The organism is Noviherbaspirillum aerium, assembly GCF_008929045.1.
GTDB lineage: Bacteria > Pseudomonadota > Gammaproteobacteria > Burkholderiales > Burkholderiaceae_D > Noviherbaspirillum > Noviherbaspirillum aerium.
The window spans coordinates 1-23,946 of record NZ_VFAH01000019.1; the positions used below are offsets into that span (position 1 = coordinate 1).

The 23,946-nt window shown below is 60.8% G+C and carries 24 protein-coding genes and 1 pseudogene; 11 read left to right on the forward strand and 14 right to left on the reverse strand.

From position 1 onward, the window contains the following. The 6 genes and pseudogenes from FH061_RS21795 to ugpQ form a co-directional block, all read right to left on the reverse strand. Positions 1-268: pseudogene (locus FH061_RS21795) on the reverse strand (electron transfer flavoprotein subunit alpha/FixB family protein); the annotation flags it as partial. Between the two features lie 50 nt (positions 269-318). Next, positions 319-1,068 carry an electron transfer flavoprotein subunit beta/FixA family protein gene (locus FH061_RS21800; RefSeq protein WP_151637953.1) on the reverse strand — a complete coding sequence of 250 codons (750 nt, stop codon included), beginning with the start codon at positions 1,066-1,068 and terminating at the stop codon, positions 319-321. A 273-nt stretch (positions 1,069-1,341) separates the two neighbouring features. Further along, positions 1,342-1,569 (reverse strand): sulfurtransferase TusA family protein, encoded by a 228-nt coding sequence (locus tag FH061_RS21805; protein WP_151637954.1) that lies wholly within the window; start codon positions 1,567-1,569, stop codon positions 1,342-1,344. Positions 1,570-1,706: 137 nt separating this feature from the next. Beyond that, complete coding sequence (locus FH061_RS21810; protein ID WP_151637955.1) at positions 1,707-2,204, reverse strand: NUDIX domain-containing protein; 498 nt, start codon at positions 2,202-2,204, stop codon at positions 1,707-1,709. Positions 2,205-2,251: 47 nt separating this feature from the next. Then, on the reverse strand, positions 2,252-4,879 hold the full coding sequence (gene alaS / locus FH061_RS21815; protein WP_151637956.1) for an alanine--tRNA ligase: 2,628 nt from the start codon (positions 4,877-4,879) through the stop codon (positions 2,252-2,254). 125 nt (positions 4,880-5,004) lie between these two features. Beyond that, positions 5,005-5,781 (reverse strand): glycerophosphodiester phosphodiesterase, encoded by a 777-nt coding sequence (gene ugpQ, locus FH061_RS21820; RefSeq protein ID WP_151637957.1) that lies wholly within the window; start codon positions 5,779-5,781, stop codon positions 5,005-5,007. A gap of 137 nt (positions 5,782-5,918) precedes the next feature. Here ugpQ and FH061_RS21825 point away from each other — a divergent pair, with 137 nt between their 5' ends. From FH061_RS21825 to FH061_RS21855, 7 genes are all read left to right on the forward strand, one after another. Then, positions 5,919-7,760 (forward strand): sensor domain-containing protein, encoded by a 1,842-nt coding sequence (locus FH061_RS21825; protein WP_151637958.1) that lies wholly within the window; start codon positions 5,919-5,921, stop codon positions 7,758-7,760. Positions 7,761-7,906: 146 nt separating this feature from the next. Continuing rightward, a complete protein-coding gene (locus tag FH061_RS21830) occupies positions 7,907-9,145 on the forward strand; it encodes a CaiB/BaiF CoA transferase family protein (RefSeq protein WP_151637959.1) in 1,239 nt (412 codons plus the stop codon). A gap of 57 nt (positions 9,146-9,202) precedes the next feature. Continuing rightward, complete coding sequence (locus tag FH061_RS21835; protein ID WP_151637960.1) at positions 9,203-10,810, forward strand: gamma-glutamyltransferase family protein; 1,608 nt, start codon at positions 9,203-9,205, stop codon at positions 10,808-10,810. A gap of 128 nt (positions 10,811-10,938) precedes the next feature. Then, entirely contained in the window at positions 10,939-11,319 is a 381-nt protein-coding gene (locus FH061_RS21840; RefSeq protein ID WP_151637961.1) for a DUF2306 domain-containing protein, read from the forward strand. 34 nt (positions 11,320-11,353) lie between these two features. Then, positions 11,354-11,629, forward strand: a complete 276-nt coding sequence (locus FH061_RS21845) for a 2TM domain-containing protein (RefSeq protein ID WP_151637962.1) — start codon at positions 11,354-11,356, stop codon at positions 11,627-11,629. Beyond that, positions 11,626-12,711, forward strand: a complete 1,086-nt coding sequence (locus tag FH061_RS21850; protein ID WP_151637963.1) for a sensor histidine kinase — start codon at positions 11,626-11,628, stop codon at positions 12,709-12,711. The genes FH061_RS21845 and FH061_RS21850 overlap by 4 nt, the downstream gene beginning before the upstream one ends. Then, positions 12,708-13,505 carry a LytR/AlgR family response regulator transcription factor gene (locus tag FH061_RS21855; protein WP_151637964.1) on the forward strand — a complete coding sequence of 266 codons (798 nt, stop codon included), beginning with the start codon at positions 12,708-12,710 and terminating at the stop codon, positions 13,503-13,505. Before FH061_RS21850 ends, FH061_RS21855 begins: the two co-directional genes overlap by 4 nt. A gap of 18 nt (positions 13,506-13,523) precedes the next feature. Here FH061_RS21855 and FH061_RS21860 read toward each other — a convergent pair whose 3' ends face one another. Next, a complete protein-coding gene (locus tag FH061_RS21860) occupies positions 13,524-13,937 on the reverse strand; it encodes a hypothetical protein (RefSeq protein ID WP_151637965.1) in 414 nt (137 codons plus the stop codon). Positions 13,938-14,429: 492 nt separating this feature from the next. Further along, a complete protein-coding gene (locus FH061_RS21865; protein WP_151637966.1) occupies positions 14,430-15,518 on the reverse strand; it encodes a DUF2157 domain-containing protein in 1,089 nt (362 codons plus the stop codon). 141 nt (positions 15,519-15,659) lie between these two features. Between FH061_RS21865 and FH061_RS21870 the strand changes: the two genes are divergently transcribed. Further along, positions 15,660-15,992 (forward strand): YnfA family protein, encoded by a 333-nt coding sequence (locus FH061_RS21870; RefSeq protein ID WP_151637967.1) that lies wholly within the window; start codon positions 15,660-15,662, stop codon positions 15,990-15,992. Between the two features lie 73 nt (positions 15,993-16,065). Next, the gene (locus FH061_RS21875; RefSeq protein ID WP_151637968.1) at positions 16,066-17,826 is read left to right on the forward strand and encodes a glutamine--tRNA ligase/YqeY domain fusion protein; all 1,761 of its coding nucleotides are present in this window, start codon (positions 16,066-16,068) and stop codon (positions 17,824-17,826) included. Positions 17,827-18,057: 231 nt separating this feature from the next. Here FH061_RS21875 and FH061_RS21880 read toward each other — a convergent pair whose 3' ends face one another. The 3 genes from FH061_RS21880 to FH061_RS21890 are packed head-to-tail and all read right to left on the reverse strand — an operon-like array spanning position 18,058 to position 19,518. After that, positions 18,058-18,657, reverse strand: a complete 600-nt coding sequence (locus FH061_RS21880) for a hypothetical protein (protein WP_225984801.1) — start codon at positions 18,655-18,657, stop codon at positions 18,058-18,060. Between the two features lie 14 nt (positions 18,658-18,671). After that, a complete protein-coding gene (locus FH061_RS21885) occupies positions 18,672-19,148 on the reverse strand; it encodes a hypothetical protein (RefSeq protein ID WP_151637969.1) in 477 nt (158 codons plus the stop codon). Positions 19,149-19,185: 37 nt separating this feature from the next. Then, on the reverse strand, positions 19,186-19,518 hold the full coding sequence (locus tag FH061_RS21890; protein WP_151637970.1) for a hypothetical protein: 333 nt from the start codon (positions 19,516-19,518) through the stop codon (positions 19,186-19,188). A gap of 562 nt (positions 19,519-20,080) precedes the next feature. On the opposite strand from FH061_RS21890, the gene FH061_RS21895 reads away from it, so the two are divergent. Beyond that, positions 20,081-20,461 carry a hypothetical protein gene (locus FH061_RS21895; protein WP_151637971.1) on the forward strand — a complete coding sequence of 127 codons (381 nt, stop codon included), beginning with the start codon at positions 20,081-20,083 and terminating at the stop codon, positions 20,459-20,461. Positions 20,462-20,486: 25 nt separating this feature from the next. Here the strand turns inward: FH061_RS21895 and FH061_RS21900 are convergent, their stop codons facing one another. Together FH061_RS21900 and FH061_RS21905 are read right to left on the reverse strand one after the other, a co-directional pair. Continuing rightward, positions 20,487-21,278 (reverse strand): DUF3014 domain-containing protein, encoded by a 792-nt coding sequence (locus FH061_RS21900; RefSeq protein WP_151637972.1) that lies wholly within the window; start codon positions 21,276-21,278, stop codon positions 20,487-20,489. 265 nt (positions 21,279-21,543) lie between these two features. Continuing rightward, complete coding sequence (locus tag FH061_RS21905) at positions 21,544-22,263, reverse strand: transglycosylase SLT domain-containing protein (RefSeq protein ID WP_151637973.1); 720 nt, start codon at positions 22,261-22,263, stop codon at positions 21,544-21,546. 255 nt (positions 22,264-22,518) lie between these two features. Here FH061_RS21905 and FH061_RS21910 point away from each other — a divergent pair, with 255 nt between their 5' ends. Beyond that, positions 22,519-23,133 carry a hypothetical protein gene (locus FH061_RS21910; protein WP_151637974.1) on the forward strand — a complete coding sequence of 205 codons (615 nt, stop codon included), beginning with the start codon at positions 22,519-22,521 and terminating at the stop codon, positions 23,131-23,133. 177 nt (positions 23,134-23,310) lie between these two features. Here FH061_RS21910 and FH061_RS21915 read toward each other — a convergent pair whose 3' ends face one another. Further along, positions 23,311-23,832, reverse strand: a complete 522-nt coding sequence (locus FH061_RS21915) for a hemerythrin domain-containing protein (protein ID WP_192805191.1) — start codon at positions 23,830-23,832, stop codon at positions 23,311-23,313. Positions 23,833-23,946: the final 114 nt, after the last annotated feature.

Genomic DNA, 23,946 nt, shown 5'->3' on the forward strand with positions numbered 1-23,946 from the left:
GGGCCAGGATGTGGGAATAGGAGGATGCGATGGCCAGTGCCTGCTCGGCCACGTTTTCGGCGAGGCCGTCGGCGAAGTGAGGCGCATCGGCAACCAGCACCTTGGACACGCCGGCGATCTTGGAGGCGGCTTCGGCGGCGGCACCGCAGTTGGCGCCGGCAACCAGCACATGGACGTCACCGCCGCAGGCAGCGGCGGCGGTGACGGTGTTGAGGGTGCTTCCCTTCAGGGAGGCGTTGTCGTGTTCAGCAATGACGAGTGCAGTCATGATGGATTCCGTATCTGAATTGGAGGTAAGCGCGTTCGACCGCTGGCTGATTAGATGACCTTGGCTTCGTTCTTGAGCTTGGTGACCAGCTCCTCAACGCTCTTGACCACGATGCCGGCCGAGCGCTTGGGCGGCTCGGACACTTTCAGGGTCTTCAGGCGCGGCGTCACGTCAACACCCAGATCTGCCGGCTTGACTGTTTCCAGCGGCTTCTTCTTGGCCTTCATGATGTTGGGCAGCGTCACATAGCGCGGCTCGTTCAGGCGCAGGTCGGTGGTGACGATCGCCGGCAGCTGCAGTGCAATCGTCTCCAGGCCGCCGTCGACTTCACGCGTCACCGTCGCCTTGCCGTCCTCGATGCTGACCTTGGAGGCGAAGGTCGCCTGCGGCCAGCCCAGCAGCGCCGCGAGCATCTGGCCGGTCTGGTTGCAATCGTCATCAATGGCCTGCTTGCCGAGGATGATCAGCTGCGGCTGTTCCTTGTCGGCCAGGGCTTTGAGCAGCTTGGCCACGGCCAGCGGCTGCAGTTCCTCGGCCGTCTCGACCAGCACGCCGCGGTCGGCGCCGATGGCCATGGCGGTGCGCAGGGTTTCCTGGCACTGCGTCACGCCGCAGGACACCGCCACGATTTCGGTTACCTTGCCGCCTTCCTTGAGGCGGGTGGCTTCTTCGACGGCAATTTCGTCAAAGGGATTCATCGACATCTTGACGTTGGCGATATCGACGCCAGAACCGTCAGACTTCACGCGCACCTTGACGTTGTAGTCCACCACGCGCTTGACTGGAACCAAAACTTTCATAGCTTTGCCTTTGTAAAGAAACAATTGACGTTTACGTAAACCGAACCGTGATTATAAAGAGATCTGTACTGATGCAGAAATTTAGCACGACCGTTCTTTTAATTGGTAGAGAGTATGCACTAAATTGAATGAAAAATCCAAGACGAGCCTGTTTTTACGATGGTGAAATGCCAGGGGGCAGCAGAAATTGCCGCATGGAAGCCGTCCCGCGGAGTTCACCGCGGAAGGTAGATTAACGTGGAAGGAGCGGCACGTTTGTGCGCCTGATCATTCTTACTTGCGCTTCATGAAGAAGGTGAATTCCTTGTTGCTTTCGCTATGTCCGACAAGATCATTGCCGGTCTGGCGTGCGAAAGCCTGAAAGTCGCGCACCGATCCGGGATCGGTCGCCAATACACGGAGTATTTCGCCGCTGCTCATTTCGGCCAGCGCCTTCTTCGCTTTCAAGATGGGTAAAGGACAATTCAGGCCGCGGGCGTCGAGCTCTTTATGAAAATCCATGTTCGAGTCCCTAAGAAACGATAGATGGGAAAGTTGCAGAAAATTCTACCGCAATTATGGGAGGGATGGTGCGACGCAGCAAGCCATAGAGAAATAATCGCGTGAAACCGCACAACGATACGCGCTTGGCGATGGCATCAGGAAGAAGGCCAGTCCAGGAACTCGACCGGAAGATTGCGCGACCGCATCCAGTCCGCCATCGCATAGCCGGTGCCGGCTCGCCATGGCCGCAGTTTTTCCGGTGCAACCAGCCGGTACTCGACCAACTCTTCCGACAGACGGATGTCGCCGGACGCCTTCACATGATAGGCAATGATGAGTTCGTTCTTGCGGATGAATTCATAGACGCCGATGAGTTTGATTTCGTCGGCATCCAGATTGGTTTCTTCCTTGAGTTCGCGGGCAACCCCCTGCTCCGGCGTTTCTCCGCGTTCCATGAAGCCGGTAATCAGCGCGAAGGTCTTTTCCGGCCAGGCCGCGTTCCGGGCCAGCAGGATGCGGCCCTCGACCTCGACCAGCGCGGCCACGACCGGCAATGGATTGTCCCAGTGCGTCCAGTGTCCGTCGGGACAGGCAAGCCGCAGCTTGCCGCCCTCCCCTGCGTCGGTCCGCTCGATCAGCGGGGTTGCGCACATTGGACAATACCGGTAATCCAAGCCGTTCTCCTTTTGCGTTGATTGCGTCAGGCGCGCTCGCGCACCCAGGCGCCGACGCCGTCGAGCGCCTTTGCCAGACCGCTCGGATCGGTGCCCCCGGCCTGCGCCATGTCGGCACGGCCGCCGCCCTTGCCGCCCACCTGCTGGGCGACGAAGTTGACGAGTTCGCCAGCCTTGACCTTGGCGGTCGCGTCCTGGGTAACGCCGGCGATGAGGCTGACCTTGCCGTCGTTGACGGCGGCCAGCACGATAGCGGCGGTCTTGAGCTTGTCCTTGAGCTTGTCCATGGTCTCGCGCAGCGCCGGCACATCGGCGCCGTTCAGCGTGGCGGCAAGCACCTTGATGCCGTTGATGTCGACGGCCTTGCCGACCAGTTCATCGCCCTGGCTGGAAGCCAGCTTGCCCTTGAGCGAGGCCAGTTCCTTTTCCAGGCTGCGCACTTGTTCGAGCACGCTGCCGATGCGGCTGGAGATTTCGGCTGGCGTGGCTTTCAGCGTGCCGGCCACCTGGTTGACGGTGGATTCCAGCGATTGCAGGTAAGCCAGCGCATTCTCGCCGGTGACCGCTTCGATGCGGCGCACGCCGGCGGCAACGCCGCCTTCGGCCACGACCTTGAACAGGCCGATGTCGCCGGTGCGCTGCACGTGCGTGCCGCCGCACAATTCACGGCTGCTGCCGATGTCGAGCACGCGTACCTCGTCGCCGTATTTCTCGCCGAACAGCATCATCGCGCCGGACTTCTGCGCTTCATCGATCGCCATCACGCGCGCCTGGGTCGGATGGTTGGCAAGGATTTCCGCATTGACGATGGCTTCCACCTTGCGGATCTGCTCCTGCGTCAGCGGGCCGTTATGCGCGAAGTCGAAGCGCGTACGGTCGGCATTGACCAGCGAGCCCTTCTGCTGCACGTGCGCGCCGAGGACTTCACGCAGCGCCTTGTGCATCAGGTGGGTCGCGCTGTGGTTGCGCACGGTGCGGGCGCGCTTCTCGGCATCGACCTTGGCATTGACGACATCGCCAACCCGGATCACGCCTTCGACGATGCGGCCGTGATGGCCGAACACGTCAGCCTGGATCTTAAGGGTATCTTCCACCAGGAAGCGGGATGCGCTGTTGCGCAGTTCGCCGGTATCGCCGACCTGGCCACCGCTCTCGGCATAGAAAGGCGTATGGTCGAGCACCACCACCGCATCGTCGCCCGAGTTGGCTTCGTTGACGGCCGTGCCGTCGACGTAGATGGCGGTGACCGCCGCGGTGTCGTGGATCAGCTTTTCATAGCCGTGGAAGGTGGTCGGATGGCCGCTGTATTCCAGGCCCTGGGCCATCTTGAACTTGCCGGCTTCGCGGGCGCGCTGGCGCTGCTCGTCGAGCAGGGCGTTGAAGCGCGCCTCGTCCACCGTCACGCCGCGCTCGCGGCAGACGTCGGCGGTGAGGTCGACCGGAAAGCCGTAGGTATCGTGCAGCTTGAAGGCGGTGTCGCCGTCGATCTGCTGGGCGCCGGACGCGAGTGCGCGCTCCAGGATTTCCATGCCGTTGGCAATGGTGCGGAAGAAGGCGTCTTCTTCCTGCTTCAGCACTTCGGTGGCGCGCTGCTCGTTCTGGCGCAGTTCCGGATAGGCTTCGCCCATTTCCCTGACCAGCGCGGACACCAGCTTGTGGAAGAACGGCTTGCGCGCGCCCAGCTTGTAGCCGTGGCGGATCGCGCGGCGGGCAATGCGGCGCAGCACATAGCCGCGGCCGGCGTTGCTCGGGATGACGCCGTCGACGACGGTGAAGGTGCAGGCGCGGATGTGGTCGGCGATCACTTTCAGCGAAGGGGAATCCTTGTCGCAGTCGCCGCCGCCGGATTCATCGACAGCCTGCTTGGCCGCGGCGAGCAGGTTGGCGAAGGTGTCGATTTCATAATTGCTGTGCACATGCTGCAGCACCGCGGTGATGCGCTCGAGGCCCATGCCGGTATCGACGCTGGGCTTGGGCAGCTTGTGCATCACGCCCGCTTCGTCGCGGTTGAACTGCATGAACACGTTGTTCCAGATCTCGATGTAGCGGTCGCCGTCTTCATCGGGCGATCCCGGCGGGCCGCCGGCCACGTCCGGACCGTGGTCGTAGAAGATCTCGGTGCAGGGGCCGCAGGGACCGGTGTCGCCCATCATCCAGAAATTGTCGGATGCATAACGCGCGCCCTTGTTGTCGCCGATGCGCACGATGCGCTCGGCCGGCACGCCGACCGTCTTGTTCCAGATTTCGTAGGCTTCGTCATCTTCCGCATAGACCGTGACCCACAGCTTGTCCTTGGGCAGCTTGAACACTTCGGTCAGCAGTTCCCATGCGTACTGGATCGCGTCATGCTTGAAGTAGTCGCCGAAGCTGAAGTTGCCCAGCATTTCGAAGAAGGTATGGTGGCGCGCGGTGTAGCCGACGTTTTCGAGGTCATTGTGCTTGCCGCCGGCGCGGATGCACTTCTGCGAAGTCGTCGCTCGCGTATAGGGCCGCTTGTCGAAGCCGAGGAACACGTCCTTGAACTGGTTCATGCCGGCATTGGTAAACAGCAGCGTCGGATCGTCGCCGGGCACTACCGGGCTGGACGAGACGATGGTGTGGCCCTTGGATTCGAAATACTTCAGGAATTTTTCGCGGATTTCAGACGATTTCATGTTCAGTGACGAATAGGGGTAAGCGGGGATCTTGCAAACGCTTGATTATACGTGATAAGTCCCGCGCGAAGCGCTGTGGCCGGATCGGCAAAACCGGCGCGGAAAGCCTGCCGCCCGGGATCGCTTTACCCGGCGAAATCGGGGCCGATCAGATCGATCCGGTCGGTGCAGAAGGCGTCGACGCCCCATTCCAGCAGTTCGCGCGCGCGCGGCGGGTCGTTGACGGTATAGCAGAACAATCCGTATCCGGCCTGCTTCACCTCGGCGGCTTGCCGGTGCGACAACTTCCTGTGGTTGGTATGGAGGGCAACCGCCTCAAGCGCTTTCAGCTGCTCATGCCAGCCAGGCAAGATGGCATCGAGCAGGAAGCCGCGCGGTATTGCGGGAGCGGCGCGGGCGGCTTGCATCAGCGCATCAAACGAAAACGAGGAGAACAGCGGCAGGCCCGAAGGATCATGCGGCTTGCCATCATTTTCAGCAATGGCGATTTCCTCTGCGAAAAGACGCCGCGTGACGTCGCCGACAATGCGTCCGGTTTCCGCTTCATGGCCGGGCGCCGGCTTGATTTCGACATTCATCCAGATGCCGTTGGTTTTGCAGAAATGCACCGCCTGTTCATACGTCGGCACCGGTTCGCCTGCGAAGCCGGCACCGAACCAGGATCCGGCATCGAAGCGGCCGAGCTCGGCGGCGCTGGTCTGCGCGACCTGCCCTTGCGCATGCACGGTGCGGCCGAAATGGGGATCGTGCATCAGCACGGGAATGCCATCGGCCGACAGCATGACATCGAATTCCACGGCGCGGAAGCCGTAGGACAGGCCGCATCGCAATGCGGCAATCGTGTTCTCCGGGGCAAGCGTGCCGCCGCCGCGATGTGCGATGATTTTCGGATAAAACCACATGGCTTGATCTATGTCTCGGAATATTATCAAACGAGTCGTAGTCTAATGCCAATCGTTAATCCAGGGCGAAGGCCGCATTGCGATGTCGTCGCGATGATGGTGATCCGCATGCGGCCAGCCCCTTAAATTGCATTGCCATGCCAGCTGATAGCACCTACTCCACGCCTTTCGATACGGCCACTTTCATTATTCCGGCAGAGTGGCACGCCTTCTCCGATCTCCTGGGCGGAGCGGATACCGGCCTGCTGTTCTTGCGCGACGGCATCGTCCTGCATGTCAATCCGACGCTCGCCTCGCAACTCGGTTATGACGAAGACGAACTTTCCGGCCAGCCGCTGGAATCCCTTTTCCTCAGGCAAGACGGCGACGCCGTGCAGCCGCCCGCCAACGACGGCAGCCACATCAGGCTGCGCAACAAGAATGGCACCGCGCATGATTTCCTGCTGATTGCCAACCGCGTCGATACCCTTACCGGCGCCGGCTGCGTGATCTGGGTGCTGCAGCCGCTGCTGTCGAAGCGCGAGATCGATGCGCCCGATTCGCCAAGCCGGCTTCGTGCCATCACGGAACATTTGCCGGACCTGGTGATGGTGTGCGATCCCGACGGCAGCATCAGCTATGCCAACAAGGCCTACGACAATCTCGCCGGTTCCCAAGGCAGATCAGTGGCGGACCTGGCGCACGAGGAAGACCGCCCCGGATTCCAGCGCGCTCTGGCGGAGGCAACCGAAAGCGGGCGCACCGGGCATCTGGCTTTCAGGCTCAAGTCCCGCGCCGGCGGCTGGCGTCATGTCGCCGGCGAAGTGCGCAATCTGCTCGCCGACGAAGACATCGGCGGCCTGCTGCTCAACCTGCGCGATGTCACCGAAGAAACCCAGCGCCAGCAGGATATTGCCGCGGAGAAGAAGCGGCAGCTGCATTACCTGACGCGCCTGCTGCAGACGGCGCAGCATCCGCATGCCAATTTTTCTTCGGCGCTCAAGGTCATACTCAAGTCGGCCGCCAAGGCCCTGGGCACCCATCGTTGCGCCTACTGGGATGTGCATGACGAAGCCGCGCGCACGCTGTGCATGCTGTCCTATGACGAAACGAAGCAGAACTTCATCGAGGAAAAGGTGGACCAGGCCGGCGGCAGCCTGCATCCGCTGCTGCGCAACGTGCTGCGCACCGAGCATCAGCTGGTGATTGCCGACGTCGACCAGGATCCGCGCGCCGCGCTGTATTGCGAATATTTCCATGCGCATTCGATCAAGGCGGTGATCGCCATGCCGGTCAAGCACAACGACAAGTACGTCGGCGTGCTGATGCTGTCGCATTTCGGACAGGCACGGCAGTGGCGGCGCGATGAATCGGAGTTCGCCGAAAGCGTCGCCGGTGTCGTTTCGCTGATTCTCAGGGAAGTCGAACGCGTCCGCGCGGAAGCGCAGGCCAAGCATTTCGCCCGCCATGACCGGCTCACCGGCCTGCCGAACCGCGACTCCCTGCTCGACCAGGCGGCCGACATTTTCCCCAAGCTGACCGCGAAAGCCAATACGCTGGCGGCCTTCTTCATCGATCTCGACGGCTTCAAGGAAGTCAACGACAACCTGGGCAAGGATGTCGGCGACGAGCTGCTGAAGGCGGCGGCGATGCGACTGCGCAACGTGGTGCGCAAGAACGACATCATTGCCCGCCTCGGCGGCGATGAGTTCCTGCTGCTGGCGGTGAACCTGAGCGACATGAAGATTGCCGACGACATCGCCTCGCAGCTGGTGGACACCATGCGCGGCGCCTTTTCGGTCGGCGGACACAAGGTGCAGATTTCGGCCAGCGTCGGCATCGCGCTCTACCCGTTCGATGGCACCGACCTCGACACGCTGATGCGCAAGGCCGATATCGCCCTGGTGGAAGCCAAGCGCTCCGGCCGCGACCAGTACCAGATGTTCCGGCCGCAGTTGAACGACGGTCTTCCGCCGACGACGCGCAGCGGCCGCAACTGAGCGGGTTCCATGCACCGGGGCCGCGCCCGGCGCGGTTTCATGCATGGGGTTAGAATCGGTGGAGCTTGGCCGGCGCAGGCAATGGAGACGCGGCGGCAAAGCGAAGTCCCGACGTTTCATCGATGCTCACGACAAATTCTCAAAACATGCCCGCCACGCCCGCCAAACAAGCGCTTTCCCATATCCGCGTTCTCGACCTCACCCGTGTCCTCGCCGGGCCGTGGTGCGCGCAGAACCTTGCCGATCTCGGCGCCGACGTCATCAAGATCGAACGTCCGGGCGCCGGCGACGACACCCGCCACTGGGGCCCGCCCTACCTGCGCGATGGCGAAGGCAGGGACACCAGCGAAGCGGCCTACTATCTCGCCGCCAACCGCAACAAGCGCTCGGTCACGCTCGACATCGCCTCGGCGGAAGGCCAGCGGATCATCCGCGAACTGGCGCGGCAGTCCGACGTGGTGCTGGAAAACTACAAGGTCGGGCAGCTGAAGAAATACGGGCTCGACTATGAATCCCTCAGGCGCGAGAAGCCCGATCTCGTCTATTGCTCGGTGACCGGTTTCGGCCAGGACGGCCCTTACGCGCAGCGCGCCGGCTATGACTTCATCATCCAGGGCATGGGCGGCTTCATGTCGATCACCGGCGAGCGCGACGACCTGCCGGGCGGCGGGCCGCAGAAGGCCGGCGTGGCGATCTCGGACCTGATGACCGGCATGTATGCGACCATCGCGGTGATGGCCGCCCTGACGCATCGCGACCGCACCGGCGAAGGCCAGTACATCGACATGGCCCTGCTGGACGTGCAGGTCGCCATGCTGGCCAACATGAACACCAATTACCTCGCGAGCGGACAGGCGCCGAAGCGCTGGGGCAATGCGCATCCGAACATCGTGCCCTACCAGACCTTCCCCACCTCGGACGGCTACATCATCGTCGCCGTCGGCAACGACGGCCAGTACCGCCGCTTCGTCGAAGCCGGCGGGCGGCCCGACCTGCACCAGGACGAGCGTTTCGCCACCAATCCGATGCGGGTGCGGCACCGCGACACGCTGGTGCCCCTGCTGGCCGACATGGTCAGGACCAAGACCAAGCAGGAATGGATCGACGCGCTGGAAGCGGCGGGCGTGCCCTGCGGACCGATCAACGACCTGGATGAAGTGTTCGACAATCCGCAGGTGCAGGCGCGCGGCTTGCGCGTCGACATGCCGCATCCGAGCGGCGGCACGGTCAAGCTGGTTGGCAGCCCGATGAGAATGTCGGCCACGCCGCCGCGCTACGACGCGCCACCGCCGACGCTGGGCCAGCATACCGACCAGGTGTTGCGCGACATCCTCGGCTACGGCGAACCGCAGATCCAGGAATTGCGCGCCAAGGGTTTGATCTGATCCTTTTCTGACCCTTTTCCGGCCCGTTTGATCTTTTAAAACCATAAGGGAGCTGCCATGGACGACTTCGACTGGAACAATCCGTACCCGACCACGCGCAGCCCGCTGATGGCGCGCAATGTCGTTTCCACCTCCCATCCGCTGGCGGCGCAGGCCGGCTTGCGCATGCTGCTGCGCGGCGGCAATGCCGTGGATGCGGCCCTTGCCGCGGCTGCGGTGCTGACGGTGGTCGAGCCGGTCGGCTGCGGCCTCGGGGGCGATGCCTTTGCCATTCTCTGGGATGGCGCGCAACTGCACGGCCTGAATGCCTCCGGACCGGCGCCGCAGGCATGGACGCCCGACTACTTCAGGCAACGGCATGACGGCAGGATTCCGGGCCTGGGCTGGGATACGGTGACCGTGCCGGGCATGGTGGCCGGCTGGGTGGAATTGTCGGAACGCTTCGGCAAGCTGCCCTTCACGGAACTGTTCGAACCGGCGGTCGATATCGCCGAACGCGGCCACATGGTGACTCCGGTGGTGCAGAGCAAATGGGAAAAGGCGGTGCCCAGGCTCAAGGACCAGCCCGGCTATGCGCAGGCCTTCATGCCGCAGGGCCGCGCCCCGCATGTGGGTGAAAAATTCGTATTCGCCGACGCCGCGCGCACGCTGATGCGCATCGCGGAAACCCATGGCGAGGCGTTCTATCGCGGCGAACTGGCCGAAGCCATTGCGCTGCACGCCAGGCAGCACGGCGCGGCGCTTACCGCGGATGACTTGGCCGCTTTCCGGCCGGAATGGGTGACGCCCATCTCCCGCAGTTACGGCGGCCATACGGTGCACGAGATACCGCCGAACGGCCAGGGCATCACGGCGCTGCTTGCCCTGGGCATCATCGAGCAGCACACGCAATCGGACCCGCGCCGCCATGCGCCGGATTCGGCCGATTTTCACCATCTGATGATCGAGGCCGTCAAGCTGGCCTTTGCCGATACCTACCGCTGGGTTGCCGACACCAGGCACATGACCGAGGTCACCGCCGAGCAACTGCTCGACGACGCTTACCTTGCCGAGCGCGCAAAGCTGATCGACATGAAGCGCGCGGGCAATGCGGCGCACGGCACGCCGCCGCGGGGCGGCACGGTGTATCTCAGCGCCGCCGACGAGAGCGGCATGATGATCAGCTTCATCCAGTCGAACTTCCTCGGTTTCGGCTCCGGCGTGGTGGTGCCGGGAACCGGCATCAGCCTGCACAACCGCGGCTGCGGTTTCTCGACCGATCCGGCGCATCCGAATTGCGTGGCGCCCGGCAAGCGCCCGTTTCACACCATCATTCCGGGCTTTCTCACCAAGGATGGCCTGCCGCAGATGAGCTTCGGCGTCATGGGCGCCAACATGCAGCCGCAGGGGCATGTGCAGGCACTGGTCCGCATGTTGTCTTACGGTCAACAGCCGCAGGCGGCCTGCGATGCGCCGCGCTGGCGCATCAACACCGGCCTGGAGCTGGATGTGGAGCGCGGCATGCCGGCCGAGGTGGTGGCCGAGCTGGCTGCGCGGGGCCATCTGGTGAACACCCGCACCAAGAGCATCCATGATTTCGGCGCCGGTCAGTTCATCTGGAAAACGGCGGACGGCTATGTCGCGGCCAGCGACACCCGGCGCGACGGCCAGGCCGTCGGGTTCTGAGCCGCCACGCTTCACTCCCGCAAAACTTCGGTTCACGCCGCAAAACCGCAATTCGTCGCATTCCGCTTTGAAGCGGCCCGCGCCTTCCCGAAAATGACCCCATTCAACGGCATTTTCGGGAGCGCATCATGCAATTCACTCCAGTCATCCTGATCCATATCTTCGCGGCAAGCGGCGCGGTCCTGGCTGGCGGACTCGCGCTGGCGCTGAAAAAGGGCACGACCCTGCACCGCTTTCTCGGCCGCATCTGGGTGGCACTGATGCTGGTGACCGCGCTGGGTTCCTTTGCCATCCGGAGCAACGGTCATTTGTCCTGGATACACCTGCTATCGGTGCTGGCGCTGGCCGGCCTCGGGGCATCCCTCTTCGCCGTGGCCCGCGGCCGCATCCAGGCGCACCGGCGCGGCATGCGCTACACCTATATCGGCCTGGTGATCGCCGGCGTCTTCACCCTGCTGCCCGACCGCCGCCTGGGCTACCTGGTGTGGCATTCGGCCGGTCTCATCTGAGCTATCTGAAAAAACGCTGGCAATGGAGAACATCATGAACACTTCCCCCTCGTATCGCAACGCCCGCCGCCATGTCGAACGCAAGCTGGGCTTCGGCATTCATCTCGGCGTGTATGTGCTGGTGAATATCGGCCTGGTACTGGTCAACTTCCTGGCCTCGCCTCACAAGGTCTGGGCGGTCTGGCCGCTGTTCGGCTGGGGAATCGGGTTACTATTCCATGGCCTCGGCGTTTTCCTGCATGCACCGGGAGCCGCATGGAAGGAACGCCTGATCGAACATGAAATGAACAAGCATCGCCGCCTCGAATGAATTCCGCACAAGCCACAGCAACCGAAACCTATCCGCGACTGCGCCGGTTCGCCGCGGATATCGGCATTACCTGCATCTTCAATACCGCGATCGCGCTGGCCATCACCTACCTGATGCGCGTCAATACCTCGTTCTATGTCAGCTTCGTGGTGTCGATGTGCATCGGGCTGCTGATGGTGTCCATCGTCGACGGCGGACGGCTGCTGATGTGGGGCACCGGCAGACCGCCGCGCCTGCCCTTCTTCCTGCTGTTCCTGATGGCGCTGCCGCTGTCGCAATTCTGCGGCAACACGGTGGCAAGCTGGATACTCGGCATCCCGCGCGAAAGCATTTCCGCCGTCCGCTCGAACAACATGGTCAGCTTCATGACCCTGTTCCTGCTGACCTGCATCGCGATCACCTGGTTCTTCTGGAGCCGGGGCAAGATGGAATACCTGAAGGCGCAGGCGGAAGCCGAAAAGGCGCGGGCCGCCGCCATCGAGAAACAGGCGATCCAGGCGCAGCTGCAGATGCTGCAGGCGCAGATCGAGCCGCACATGCTGTTCAACACGCTGGCCAACCTCCAAGGCCTGATCGCCGTCGATGCGCAGCGCGCCCAGCACATGCTGGACCAGCTGATCCAGTACCTGCGCGCGACGCTGACCTCTTCCCGATCTGAAAAAACCACGCTGGCGCATGAATTCTCGCTGATGGATGCCTACCTGAGCCTGATGCAGGTGCGCATGGGCGCGCGCCTGTCGTACAGGCTGAGCCTGCCGGATGAGCTGAGTGCGCAGGAAGTGCCGCCGATGCTGATGCAGCCGCTGGTGGAAAACGCCATCAAGCATGGCGTGGAACCCAAGCTGGGCGGCGGCCATATCGAAGTGTCGGCCACCCGGGAAGGCCAGACCGGCATGCTGTGTCTGCGCATCGCCGATAACGGGCTCGGCCTGGATGCCAAGCCGGCCGGCGTGCACAGCACCCATGTGGGCCTGGCGAACATCCGCGACCGGCTGCGCGCGCTGTACGGCGAGCGGGCATCGTTTGAACTCCTGCCCAACGAGCCCGAAGGCGCCGTGGCCAGGCTGAGGATTCCATCATGAACAGATTGCGTGCCTTGATTGCCGAAGACGAACCCATTCTTGCCTTTACATTGCAGCAGACGCTGCAGCGTCTGTGGCCGGAAATGCAGATCTGCGGCGTGGTCGACAATGGCGTGAGCGCGGTGCAGGAGGCATTGGCGCAGCGGCCGGATGTGCTGTTCCTCGATATCAAGATGCCCGGCAAGACCGGCATCGAGGCCGCCCAGGAACTGGCCGAAGACTGGCCCGAACAGTCGCCGTTTCCTCTCGTCGTGTTCGTGACGGCCTATGATGAATACGCGCTGCAGGCCTTCGAGCAGGCGGCGGCGGATTACGTGCTCAAGCCGGTCAGCGAGGCGCGCCTCGGTAAGACGGTGGAGCGCCTCAAGACGCGGCTGCAGCGGCATGCGGAGCGCGACGCGGCGCTTGAGCGCATCGTCGGGCAGCTGCGCACGCTGATGCCGGCGCAGTCGCAGTCGCATCCGAGCGAAAGGCTGACCATCATCCGGGCCGCGGTCGGCAACCAGATCCGGCTGATTCCGGTCGCCGAGGTGCATTACTTCGAGGCGACCGACAAGTATGTGAATGTGGTGACCGCGGACGGCGAGTCATTGATACGCACCAGCCTCAAGGAATTGCTGCCGCAGCTCGACGGCAACCAGTTCTGGCAAATCCATCGCGGCACGGTGGTCAACGTGCAGTGCATCCAGGCCGCGGTTCGCGACGACAGCGGCAAGCTCTCGCTCAGGCTGCGCGGGCGGGATGCGATGCTTCCCGTCAGTCGCGTGTACGCGCACCTGTTCCGCCAGATGTGACGGCCTTGCCCTGCTCTTTCAGAGCGCGCGCTGCAGCGCGAACACCGCGAGCGGCGCCGCGCCGAAGAGGAAGGCCAGCGTCATGCGGGCGCGGCTGCCGAGCACCTCGCCCTTGATGAAGGTGGTCAGCGCAAAGGTGCCGCTTGCGTAGATGAGCGCAAGGAAGAACAGCACGCCGACCCCGAGCGACTGCACCGCCTGCCCGGTGAACTGGAATGCCAGCACCGCCGCGGCAACCAGCCCCGCCAGCGTGAGCAGCCAGCCGATGGCGCCGCGAATGCGGCCCGGCTGCGCCTCCGCCTGGCCGTTCAGTTCCATGCGCTTGAGCCGCACGTCGCGCTGCAGAAGAAACACCAGCAGGGAATCGATTTCCCGGTATTGCAATATGCCCACCGCGGCTGCGGCTTCGAGATCCTCGCGTCGAATGTTCATGCTCGCTCCTTGATTGTCCTGAACCGGATGATGCGGGTACGCCCCGGCATTCCGGTGCCAGATATATGCGCATACCCTGATGACAAAAAAGCGCCCGGTTGCAGATGCGTTGCATCGATGCCGGCTTCTGTGGCGCTGGACCCCGCGGGCCAGCGGTGGAGCTATGCGTGATGATGTACAGAAGGTTTCCGGCACCTGGCGCCTTGCATAGAGAAGCTTGAGCCCGAGCGCCTCGGCCTTGGCCAAACCGGTCGGCTTGCACTGCTCTACGTGGTGTATTAAAACCACTTTCAAATGCGAAGAAATAGATGTAAATCAAGGCAGGCAGTGCAACCGCTATGTCCTTTAAGCAATGTCAATCACGAGAACTTGATAACCATGATTTGAAGGCATAAAGCGCCTTAATTCCGGGTTATGCCCCGGGCGCTTCATGAACCGTTTGCATCCTTTCCATAGCTCCGGCGCGGAAAATGCACCGTTTTTCGGGCCGAATCAATAAGAAGTCCTTCTCGCTTCCAGCAGTTCGCGCACTTGTGCCGGCAGCCATCCGCGCATGCGGGCGGACAGCGCGGCCTCGCGCCTGCTCCACCAGAGGCCGAGGGCGATCAGCGCAAAACCCAGCAGGCTCAGCACCAGAACGAAGGCGATGCTGTTCCTGAACAGGTTCCATGACAGGTCGCCCAGCACCAGCGCGATGCCGATGCCGCCGAACACCGCGAACATGCGGCGTCCCAGCACCGTGCCGGCGAGTACCAGGCCGAAGTTGACGGCAAGGTAAAACAGCTTGCCGTCAAGCCGGCCCGATCCCATCAGGGACAGGGCGCCCCAGAACGTCATCAGGCCGAACAGATACAGCCAGTAGGCATAGTCCCTGTCATGGCGCGTGCGCAAATCCACGATGAACGCCACGGCCAGCATCACCATGCCGAATGCCAGCGAAATCATCTTCCGCAATTCCCAGGCCCGGCCGCTGAACCAGCCGCCGCTTTCTCCAGCTTGGGTGATCAGCGCCGGAACGATGTCCATGCCCATGTACCACAAGGTGACGGCAATCGGCATCATCAGGAAGGGGTAGCGGAAACGCCGGAGCATCGCCGCGCCGGCCACCAGCGTCGCCAGTTCCATGACCAGCCAGCGCCAGTCGATATAGCGGTGGTAGTCGCGGTAATGCTGCGCATGCGTGCCGTCCGCCCAGAAGCCGAGCACATGCTGCAGCGCGTAGGTGGCCAGCGGCACCAGGGCGACGGCAAGCGCTGCGAGAATGCCGGCGGGGATGGCATGTCCCCGCCTTTCCAGCCATGCCGCCGCCGCGATCGCGGCAATGGCATACAGCGAAGAGATCAGCAGCAGGGCGGGCATTCCGGCGGCTTCCACTGCCAGGGTCGCGAACAGCGTGGCGGCGCCGATGGCCAGCATGCCGCCGAGGTAGTACAGCACATGCGTGCCCGAGAAGCGGGCCATGCCGGGAGCCTGCCCCGGGGCCAGGCGCCGTCCGAGGAAATCCAGCAAGCCGTCGATCTGCGCCGGTTCGATGAATCCGGCGTCGGCCGCCGCCTGCAAGTCTTCGCGTTTCAGTTTCATGGATGCTCCCGGGTTATCATGCGCTGGCAATGTAACCCCGTTTCCCCGCGCTGCCTACCGGGAAAGCCCCCGGCGGCCATTCCTGCTACCGCGAGTCTCGCATTGCAATACCCGGAATCCGCCGGATCAACCTGAAAATCCATGTTCGCTGCCAAGACACTCCTTCTTTTCATCCTGACCGCGCTTGCCGAAATCATCGGCTGCTATCTGCCGTACCTGTGGCTCAAGAAAGGAGCAACTCCCTGGCTGCTGGCGCCGGCGGCATTGAGCCTGGCTGTTTTCGCCTGGCTGCTCACGCTGCATCCCGAGGCCGCCGGCCGGGTGTATGCCGCCTACGGCGGGGTGTACATCACGGTCGCGCTGGGGTGGCTATGGGCGGTCGACGGCATCCGCCCGTCCGCCTGGGATGTTGCCGGCGTGACGGTGTCGCTGGCCGGGATGGCGATCATTATGCTTGCGCCGCGGGGTACGTAAGCTTCCTCCGCCCCTCCCCTCCCCGTACGGTAAAATGCTGCCAGTCTTTCCATCCATGCAAAGCCAAGAATTCATGAGCACCGATCCCAAAGCATCCGCCGCATCCGCTGTATCCACCGATAACGCGAGCGGTTCCAATTTCCTGCGCGGCCTGATCGAATCCGACCTTGCTTCCGGCAAATACCAACAGCGCACCGATATCCTCGGCCGCCCCTTGCCCGCCGTCATCACCCGCTTCCCGCCCGAGCCCAACGGTTACCTGCACATCGGACACGCCAAGGCCATCTGCGTCGACTTCGGCCTGGCGCGCGATTTCGGCGGCCGCTGCCACATGCGCTTCGACGACACCAATCCGACCAAGGAAGAACAGGAGTACGTCGACACCATCCTCGACAGCGTCAAGTGGCTGGGCTTCGACTGGAAGGACGAGTCCGGCGAGCATCTGTATTTCGCCAGCGACTATTTCGGCAAGTTCTATGAAATTGCCGAATACCTGATCACCGCCGGCCATGCCTACGTGGACAGCCAGAGCGCGGAAGACATGGCGAAGAATCGCGGCAATTTCGGCGAGCCCGGCAAGAATTCACCCTTCCGCGACCGCCCGGCGCAGGAATCGCTCGACCTGTTCCGCCGCATGAAGGCCGGCGAATTCAAGGATGGCGAGCATATCCTGCGCGCCAGGATCGACATGGCGTCGCCCAACATGAACCTGCGCGATCCGGCCATCTACCGCATCCGCCATGCGCACCACCACCGCACCGGCGACAAGTGGTGCATCTATCCGATGTACGACTTCGCGCATCCGCTGGAAGACGCCATCGAAAGCGTCAGCCATTCCTTCTGCACGCTGGAATTCCAGGACCACCGCCCCTTCTACGACTGGGTGCTGGAACGCGCTGCCGAAGGCGGCTTCTTCAAGCGTCCACTGCCGGAGCAGACCGAATTCGCGCGCCTGAACCTGACCTATGCGATCACCAGCAAGCGCAAGCTGCGCCAGCTGATCGATGAAAGCATCGTCGACGGCTGGGACGATCCGCGCATGCCCACCATCGTCGGCCTGCGCCGCCGCGGCTATACGCCGGAATCCATCCAGCTGTTCTGCGAACGCGTCGGCGTGGCCAAGGCCGACAGCTGGATCGACATGAGCACGCTCGAAGGCGCACTGCGCGACGACCTCGACGCCAAGGCGCCGCGCGCTACCGCCGTGCTCAAGCCGCTCAAGCTCATCATCGACAATTTCCCGGACAACCTGGTCGACGAATGCAGCGCACCGGTGCATCCGCACCATCCGGAACGCGGCCAGCGCCACTTCCCGATCACCAAGGAATTATGGATCGAGGCCGATGATTTCATGGAAGTGCCGAGCAAGGGCTACTTCCGCCTCTTCCCCGGCAACAAGGTGCGCCTGCGTTACGGCTACGTGGTCGAATGCACCGCCTGCGACAAGGACGACAACGGCAACGTGGTCGCGGTGCACTGCAACTACTTCCCCGACTCCAAGAGCGGCACCGACGGCGCCAACAACTACAAGGTCAAGGGCAACATCCACTGGGTCAGCGCAACCCATGCGCTGGAAGCCGAAGTGCGCCTCTACGACCGCCTGTTCACCGATGCGCATCCGGATGCCGGCGGCAAGGACTTCATGGCCGCGCTGAATCCCGCCGCCAAGGAAGTCATCACCGCCTATCTCGAACACGGCATGCGCGCCGCCCTGCCGGACGACAAGTTCCAGTTCGAACGGCACGGCTACTTCGTCGCCGACCGCGTGGATTCGCAGCCCGGCAAACCTGTGTTCAATCGGGTGGTGACGCTGAAGGATAGCTGGGGGAAGTAAGCCTTGATCGAATTTGGCTCCATTGCGAGATACTGAAATAATCTCTGCAATAAATACTGACCGACAAGAGACGAGTGCTATCAAGTATTCGTCTCTTGAAAAATTTTTCTTCAAATTTTTATTAAGCAGTCTTTCACACTATTCCTACTGACGGTACAGCAAAGATTGCAAGTGGTTGGGCAGCGGCATTGCTTTATTGGCGTCGCCAAACTGCTTCCCCTTGATCGCAGGTTAGATCGAGTTGAAGATTGGAGGAAAAACTGGTGTTACAAGTCCATGCTTACTAATGCATTCATCACAATCATGAAAATTCGGTTTAAAACTTCTGTTCTTTCGCAAGCCAACTGGGCCGGCTTTATCCCAAACACTTTGTGAAGCTTTTACCGATACCGGTTTACATGTTGTTGCCCAATTTATTCCCAACACCTCTACATAGAAACCAACTAAGTTGGAAACAAGGTCTTCCTCGCTATAACCGCTGTTGGTGAATAAAGAGTACCTTTCCTGCACACCCTCAAAACCCAAAGACACTTCCATGAAAATGGATAGCGCAATGGATTGTTTTTCATTGATGGATAAGCCTTTTTTGATCCAATAGGTTCGGAAATGCTCTGCCGAAATGCCGGTACGGCTCATAGACTGTTTATAACCGACGAAGTGCTTGCCCTGATAACCTGTAACGGTCAAGCCCCGTTCATGAAGAATATCCTGCCATAGATATCTTGCGCTGGCGTGAGGGCGCAATGACGATTTCAAGTGTCCAAGATCCAACCAGCCACAGTTGCAGGTATAAATAAGCCTTCCATGGTGAATGTCTTCGCGGTTTGACATGTATGTTCTCTTCTCTATTCGTAATGAGTAATGCAGACGTTAATTTCTTGCGGACTGGACGACGCATTAATCAGCAGATCGACGGATTGACCACCCTCGTTGACATACCCGGTGTAATGAAGGGGCTTGTTTTCTGCAAATAAAGTCATGGAAGAATCCGTTTCCAAGGAATTGAATGTATATCCATTTCTTTGTAGATAAGTACGGATACTCGTTATGATCCAGACTTCTTTGCTGCTTTGCGCCGCGTAACAGACAGACGACTGGGGTGGCTTAGGACCGTCACCGACGCTGCCGCGATATGCCGGCAGAGAGGAAGCATAAGCAAGCGGTATATTGCGGATGAGAGAGGAAAGCTTCAGGTAAAACGAAGGAGTCCCTGGCTTAGGGTAATAATCTTCTTCACCAAACAGGTATGAAAGCCAGCCGACGAGAAGCGTCGCAACTAAGGCGATAACGACCAACCCTGTTTTAACGATGCGAGATACCATGCTGGACAACCTTCTCCAATCTTAAGAGAGTGCAATTTTAGCAATATTGTGGAAGTGAAACATGAATTGGTTTTATCAACGTTGCAACATTTGTGTTTTCACTGAATATCTTGGGATAGCGAGCGTCTGCATGGCCTATGCTGCCGTGATATGCGGAAATGGACACGGCATCGACAAGCGGAACATTTCGAATAAGAGAAGACGACATCGGATAGTAAGCAAGCGTCCTTGGTGGTGTGAGTTCGAAACTTGTGGAAAGCAAATTTGGCGAAATCATGTCGAAACAAGGAAAAAAGCACAGCAAGGCCGCGCCTTTGCCAATCGTTGCTCGCATTGTTGACGCCGTATCGGCATGATTTTCGTCCACCATTTGATCAACAAATTGTTAGCTCGCACCACTAGCCCCGAGTGATAGTTTTCGTCACCAAACAGATAAAGCACTCCACCAAAGATAAGCAGGATAATGATTGCGACAACGATTGCCGTCGTCTGAACGAGTTCGCCACCATGCCGGATTCGCCGTTTGCAATTTCTACACCACGGCGTTCTACAGAGGATTGCAGATGGGTGTACGGAAGAATCGGCTTGCTCCGGGATGCAAGGCGTAAGGAGCGCCGTGTGGCGGGCCACACTAGCGACGAACAACGCTGCCATGCGCCCAGGGCAAGCCGAGGCGACCGTACACCCACCAGCAATCCGCAAATGATTTGTTGACGATGCAGAATTCACTCAAAGGCTGATTATTTAATTCGAAGCCGCATCGAAACATGAAGCACCTTTAATCAATGTTGCCGACCCGCACAACGCGTTCGGGTCATTGCGCAAAATGATCATGGATGCAGATAAAATTGTAAAACAGTCAATTGTTACCAACTTTTAAGAACCCCTTTGCATGGCTTCGTGAAGCAAGCACGGATGCGAAAAATGAAGGCATGAATAGAGAAACGATGAAATATACGACACACACGTGGCGCAACAACCTGATTCTTGTCATGCCCTTGCTGCTTGCACTCCCCTGCATCGCCTATGCGGAAGTCAGTGACAAAGAGCCCTCATTCCTTCACCTATGGATGACGGGCCTTGGCACAGCACTGCTCTGCATGATGGCGGGACGCCTGCATCGCTGGTTGGTGCCGGTTGCCGCTGCCTTTCCGGCATTGTGGTTTCTCAGCCTGTTCATGGAAATGTTTTCTGCGGATGTGGGACCGGCGCTCTACGCGGAACAGGGCAACATGTACCACCTAAGCGCCTGTATGGCATTGATCTCGCTGGCTGGCGGGGCGGCATGGGGTTGGCGACACGGACGCAGATAGTGCCGTGCCGAAGTGCCGCGTTGTATCACCGCCCCTTCGCCTCCGCACTCCCCTTCACCAGTTCCTTGCGAATCTCCTGCAGCTTCCTCTTGACCTTCGCCGCATTGGCATCTCCCATGCGCAGCATCAGCTTGTGCCCGGCCGACAGCGATTCCAGCTCCGGGTCGGCGAACTTGTAGAACACATGCGGCTGCACCAGTTCGATCGGTCCTTCGACTTCCGGAGCATCCAGCATATGGTCGATCACCGCGACCAGGCGATCGTTGAAGTAGCCCTTGGGATAGCCGAGATCGCGGTAGGCACCCTGGAACAGCGGATAGAAGCGCGTGTAAAGCGCTGCCAGACCCTTCGCATCCACCGTATTGAGCACGCGCACGAAGGGCGTATAGCGTTCGTAATTGGCGGAGGACAGCGTGACTTCCTTGCCCTTGCCACTGACGTTCAGCTTGCCTGGAACGGGTGTGGTTGGCATCAGCTGCCCCGAGACGACCTTGCGCGGCAGATTATCGACCGTGACCACGATGCGCCGCACAATCTCCTCTGGCTGGAACAGGCGCTTGACAGCCGCTCTACCAAGAAGCTCCGACAGTGCGCCCAGTACCGCCGGATCGCTCTTGTCGGGCGCCGGAAGCGCGGTCGGCGGCGGCTCGGGCATCGGATAAAGAATCTCCGGCTCGGCTGCCGCCGCTGGCGGCGGCGCATCCAGGGGTGGCGGTGATGCCGGACGGTATGTCGGCCCCTGCAGCCACAGATAGACGGCAAATGCGACAGCTGCGAGGACAATGATGCCAAGCAGCGACCCGATGGCTTTTTTCATCCGGCTCTCCAATGCGATGGAATGGAAGACGAAGCCATGCAAACCTGAATTTGCATGTTCTGCTTCACGTTACGTCATTTCTTCCAAGGATTAAAGCCGGGCTATGGCTGCGCTTATGTTTGCTCAAGCATCAGCCGCGGCCCGCCGGATTTTTGCACTCCAGCGGGCCGCCTAACACTATCACGCATCACGCCATACCTTCCGGACGGAAAATACTGGCCCCGACTGCTTGAAGAAGCAAGTTGCGTCCTGAAAAATCCGCCTGTCAGGACGGCAACGATTCGCCGTTCTCGATCTTGCGGAGATGTTCATGGATGCTCGTCATGTAATGGGGATCGCCAAAGGCAGGATTGTTGCCCGCATTCGGTCCATGGTTGTATTTGAAGAGCGCGTCATCCCAGGTGCCGTTGCCCTTGAGCTCCTTCAGGTACAAGGCCGCCGAGGTAACCTGGCCTTCCGTGGACAGATGGGTCATCCCGCCGAGCAGCTCGGGATTTTTATCTTGCAGGTATTTGAATTCGTTCGGGCCAAGCTGCATCAGGCCGCCTGCATTCTTCATCGATTCAATGCTGTAGCCGCGCGACTCCTGCACCATGACGGCGGCCAGGGTATTGGCCGGCACACCGGTCTCCTTCGAGAGCTTTTCGAACATCGGCATCAGAGTCTGCACCTTCTTGTTGCTGTCGTTATCCTTGCCTGCAATTGACGGGTCCGTGCCGGTCGCGGTTGGGGGAGCGGACGGCGGTGTCGATGGCGGCGATGATGGCGATGATTGAGGATCGCCATCGGGTTGACGGAAATTTTTCTTCGCGTCAGGAGGATTGACAGCGCCGGTCGCGGGCGGGTCCTGGATATCGGAAGCCTCATTCATTTTCTTGATCAGATCCAATTCCGCCTGGAAGTGCGCCTTCACGGCCGGATCTTTCGCTTGATCGCGCATGCGCAAGCGCTCTTCGTAAAAGTTTCCATACAGCTTGAGTCCCACATCAACCTCCGTTCTGTTTCGTTAATGTCTTCACTGCCATTACTTTATGAGTGGCAGCGCCATGCGGACGGTTCCGGCGTCGGCTGGTTCCGGCCGCCCCGCACACGATTGGAGGCAATTACCGGATCGCCGGCAAGCGTTTCTGTTTCCGCTTCTCACCATCATGGTTCGTCCCTGTCCCGAAACTTGAATTGCCGGCGCAGTTTTGCTGAACGATTTCCCGCAAAGCGCGACAAATTCGCTTTGGAGGACGTCATGGCTCATCACGACCCGCATGAAATCAATCGCCTTGTCGGCGAATTCACCGATCTGCAGGAACAATGGGAAAGGAATCCATCGGGCTTCGACTGGCGCGCGCTGCAATCCTTGGCGCAGCGCGGGGCCGAAGCGTACAACGAAGGTGGAGGTCCTTCATTCCAGTCGCTCGCACTGGATGGCATGCGGCACAGCGAATTTCATGAACGCTTTCTTGCCGACCTGCTGCGTGCCGGTTTCGATCCATTCAAGCTGGCGCAGGCAGGCAATGGCGGCAGCGCCATCCCCGTCATCGATCACGCCAGCCTGGCGGAAGCCGCGGAAGGCAACCCCTCCTCGCAGCGCATGCGCGCAAGCCTGATGGACTTGGCCCGCACGCGCTTCGAGATCTTCGCCAATGAAGTCGAACTGGGTAAAGAGGCAAGCGCCTCGCCGCTGTATGAAGTCGTCACGGCATGCGCGGAATCCGTGCCCGCCGACCTGCTTCGGAAAATCGATCCCGGGCTGCTGCGCGCCGGCGGGAGCTCGACCGCGAAGTCCGATGTCAATTCAACGGAAGCTTATCTCAGCACCGCGGAAATGCAGATCGAGAACAGCCAAAGGCCGCAAGGCTGAATAAACGCTGAGAGCTCTGAAAAGCCTGGGAACTCTGAGAACTCCGATAACTATGGCGGCGCATCGGCGGAGCGGTCATGCCGCCACCGTGCGCCAGTCCGCATCAAGCCGCACCAGGCCGCACCAGATGCCTGGTGCGGCCTGATCCAACAGAGAGGAAGCGAACCGGTATCGGCATCACTGCCGCAGGCCGGGCGCAATCGGCTTCTGCAGGCGGTCCGCGATCATGCGCGTCTGCAGCGTCTGCATCTCGGCGCCGATCGCGCTCAGGTCCAGCCCCGCCTGTTCCACCTTCGGGAACAGGCTGGTTTCCTCGTTCTCGACATGCAGCAACACCATGTCGGCGAGCTGGCGGAACAGCTGCTGCGCCTGCGGATCGCTCTCATCCATCGGCTTGAGCCTGTCGATCAGCTGGCGCGCCTCTTCATGATCTTCCTCGCAATGGTCGACCAGCCTCGGATCGGCATCGCGCACCCGGGGATAAAACACGCCTTCCTCGAGCGAGGCATGCATCTCCAGCAGCAGCAGCACATGACGGCCGGTCTCCTTCTTCTCGTCTTCGTCGCGCGTCGCGAAGTAGCGCTCGAAGAGTTCCTTCACGAAACGGTGGTCGGTCCTGAGCGCCTCGATCGGCGCATCGGTGGGAAATTCGCCTCGGCGAAATGCGTTCGCATCCCTGGTATTGGCATCCTTGTTCATGCGCATCTCCTAGGTAAAAAACATAGGGCATGGCGCCGCTCCTGCCGCTCCTGCCGCAGGTATCGCATCGCCGCGCCTTCGGGTGACGGGTTCTGTTTCCTCGTATGCCGATGG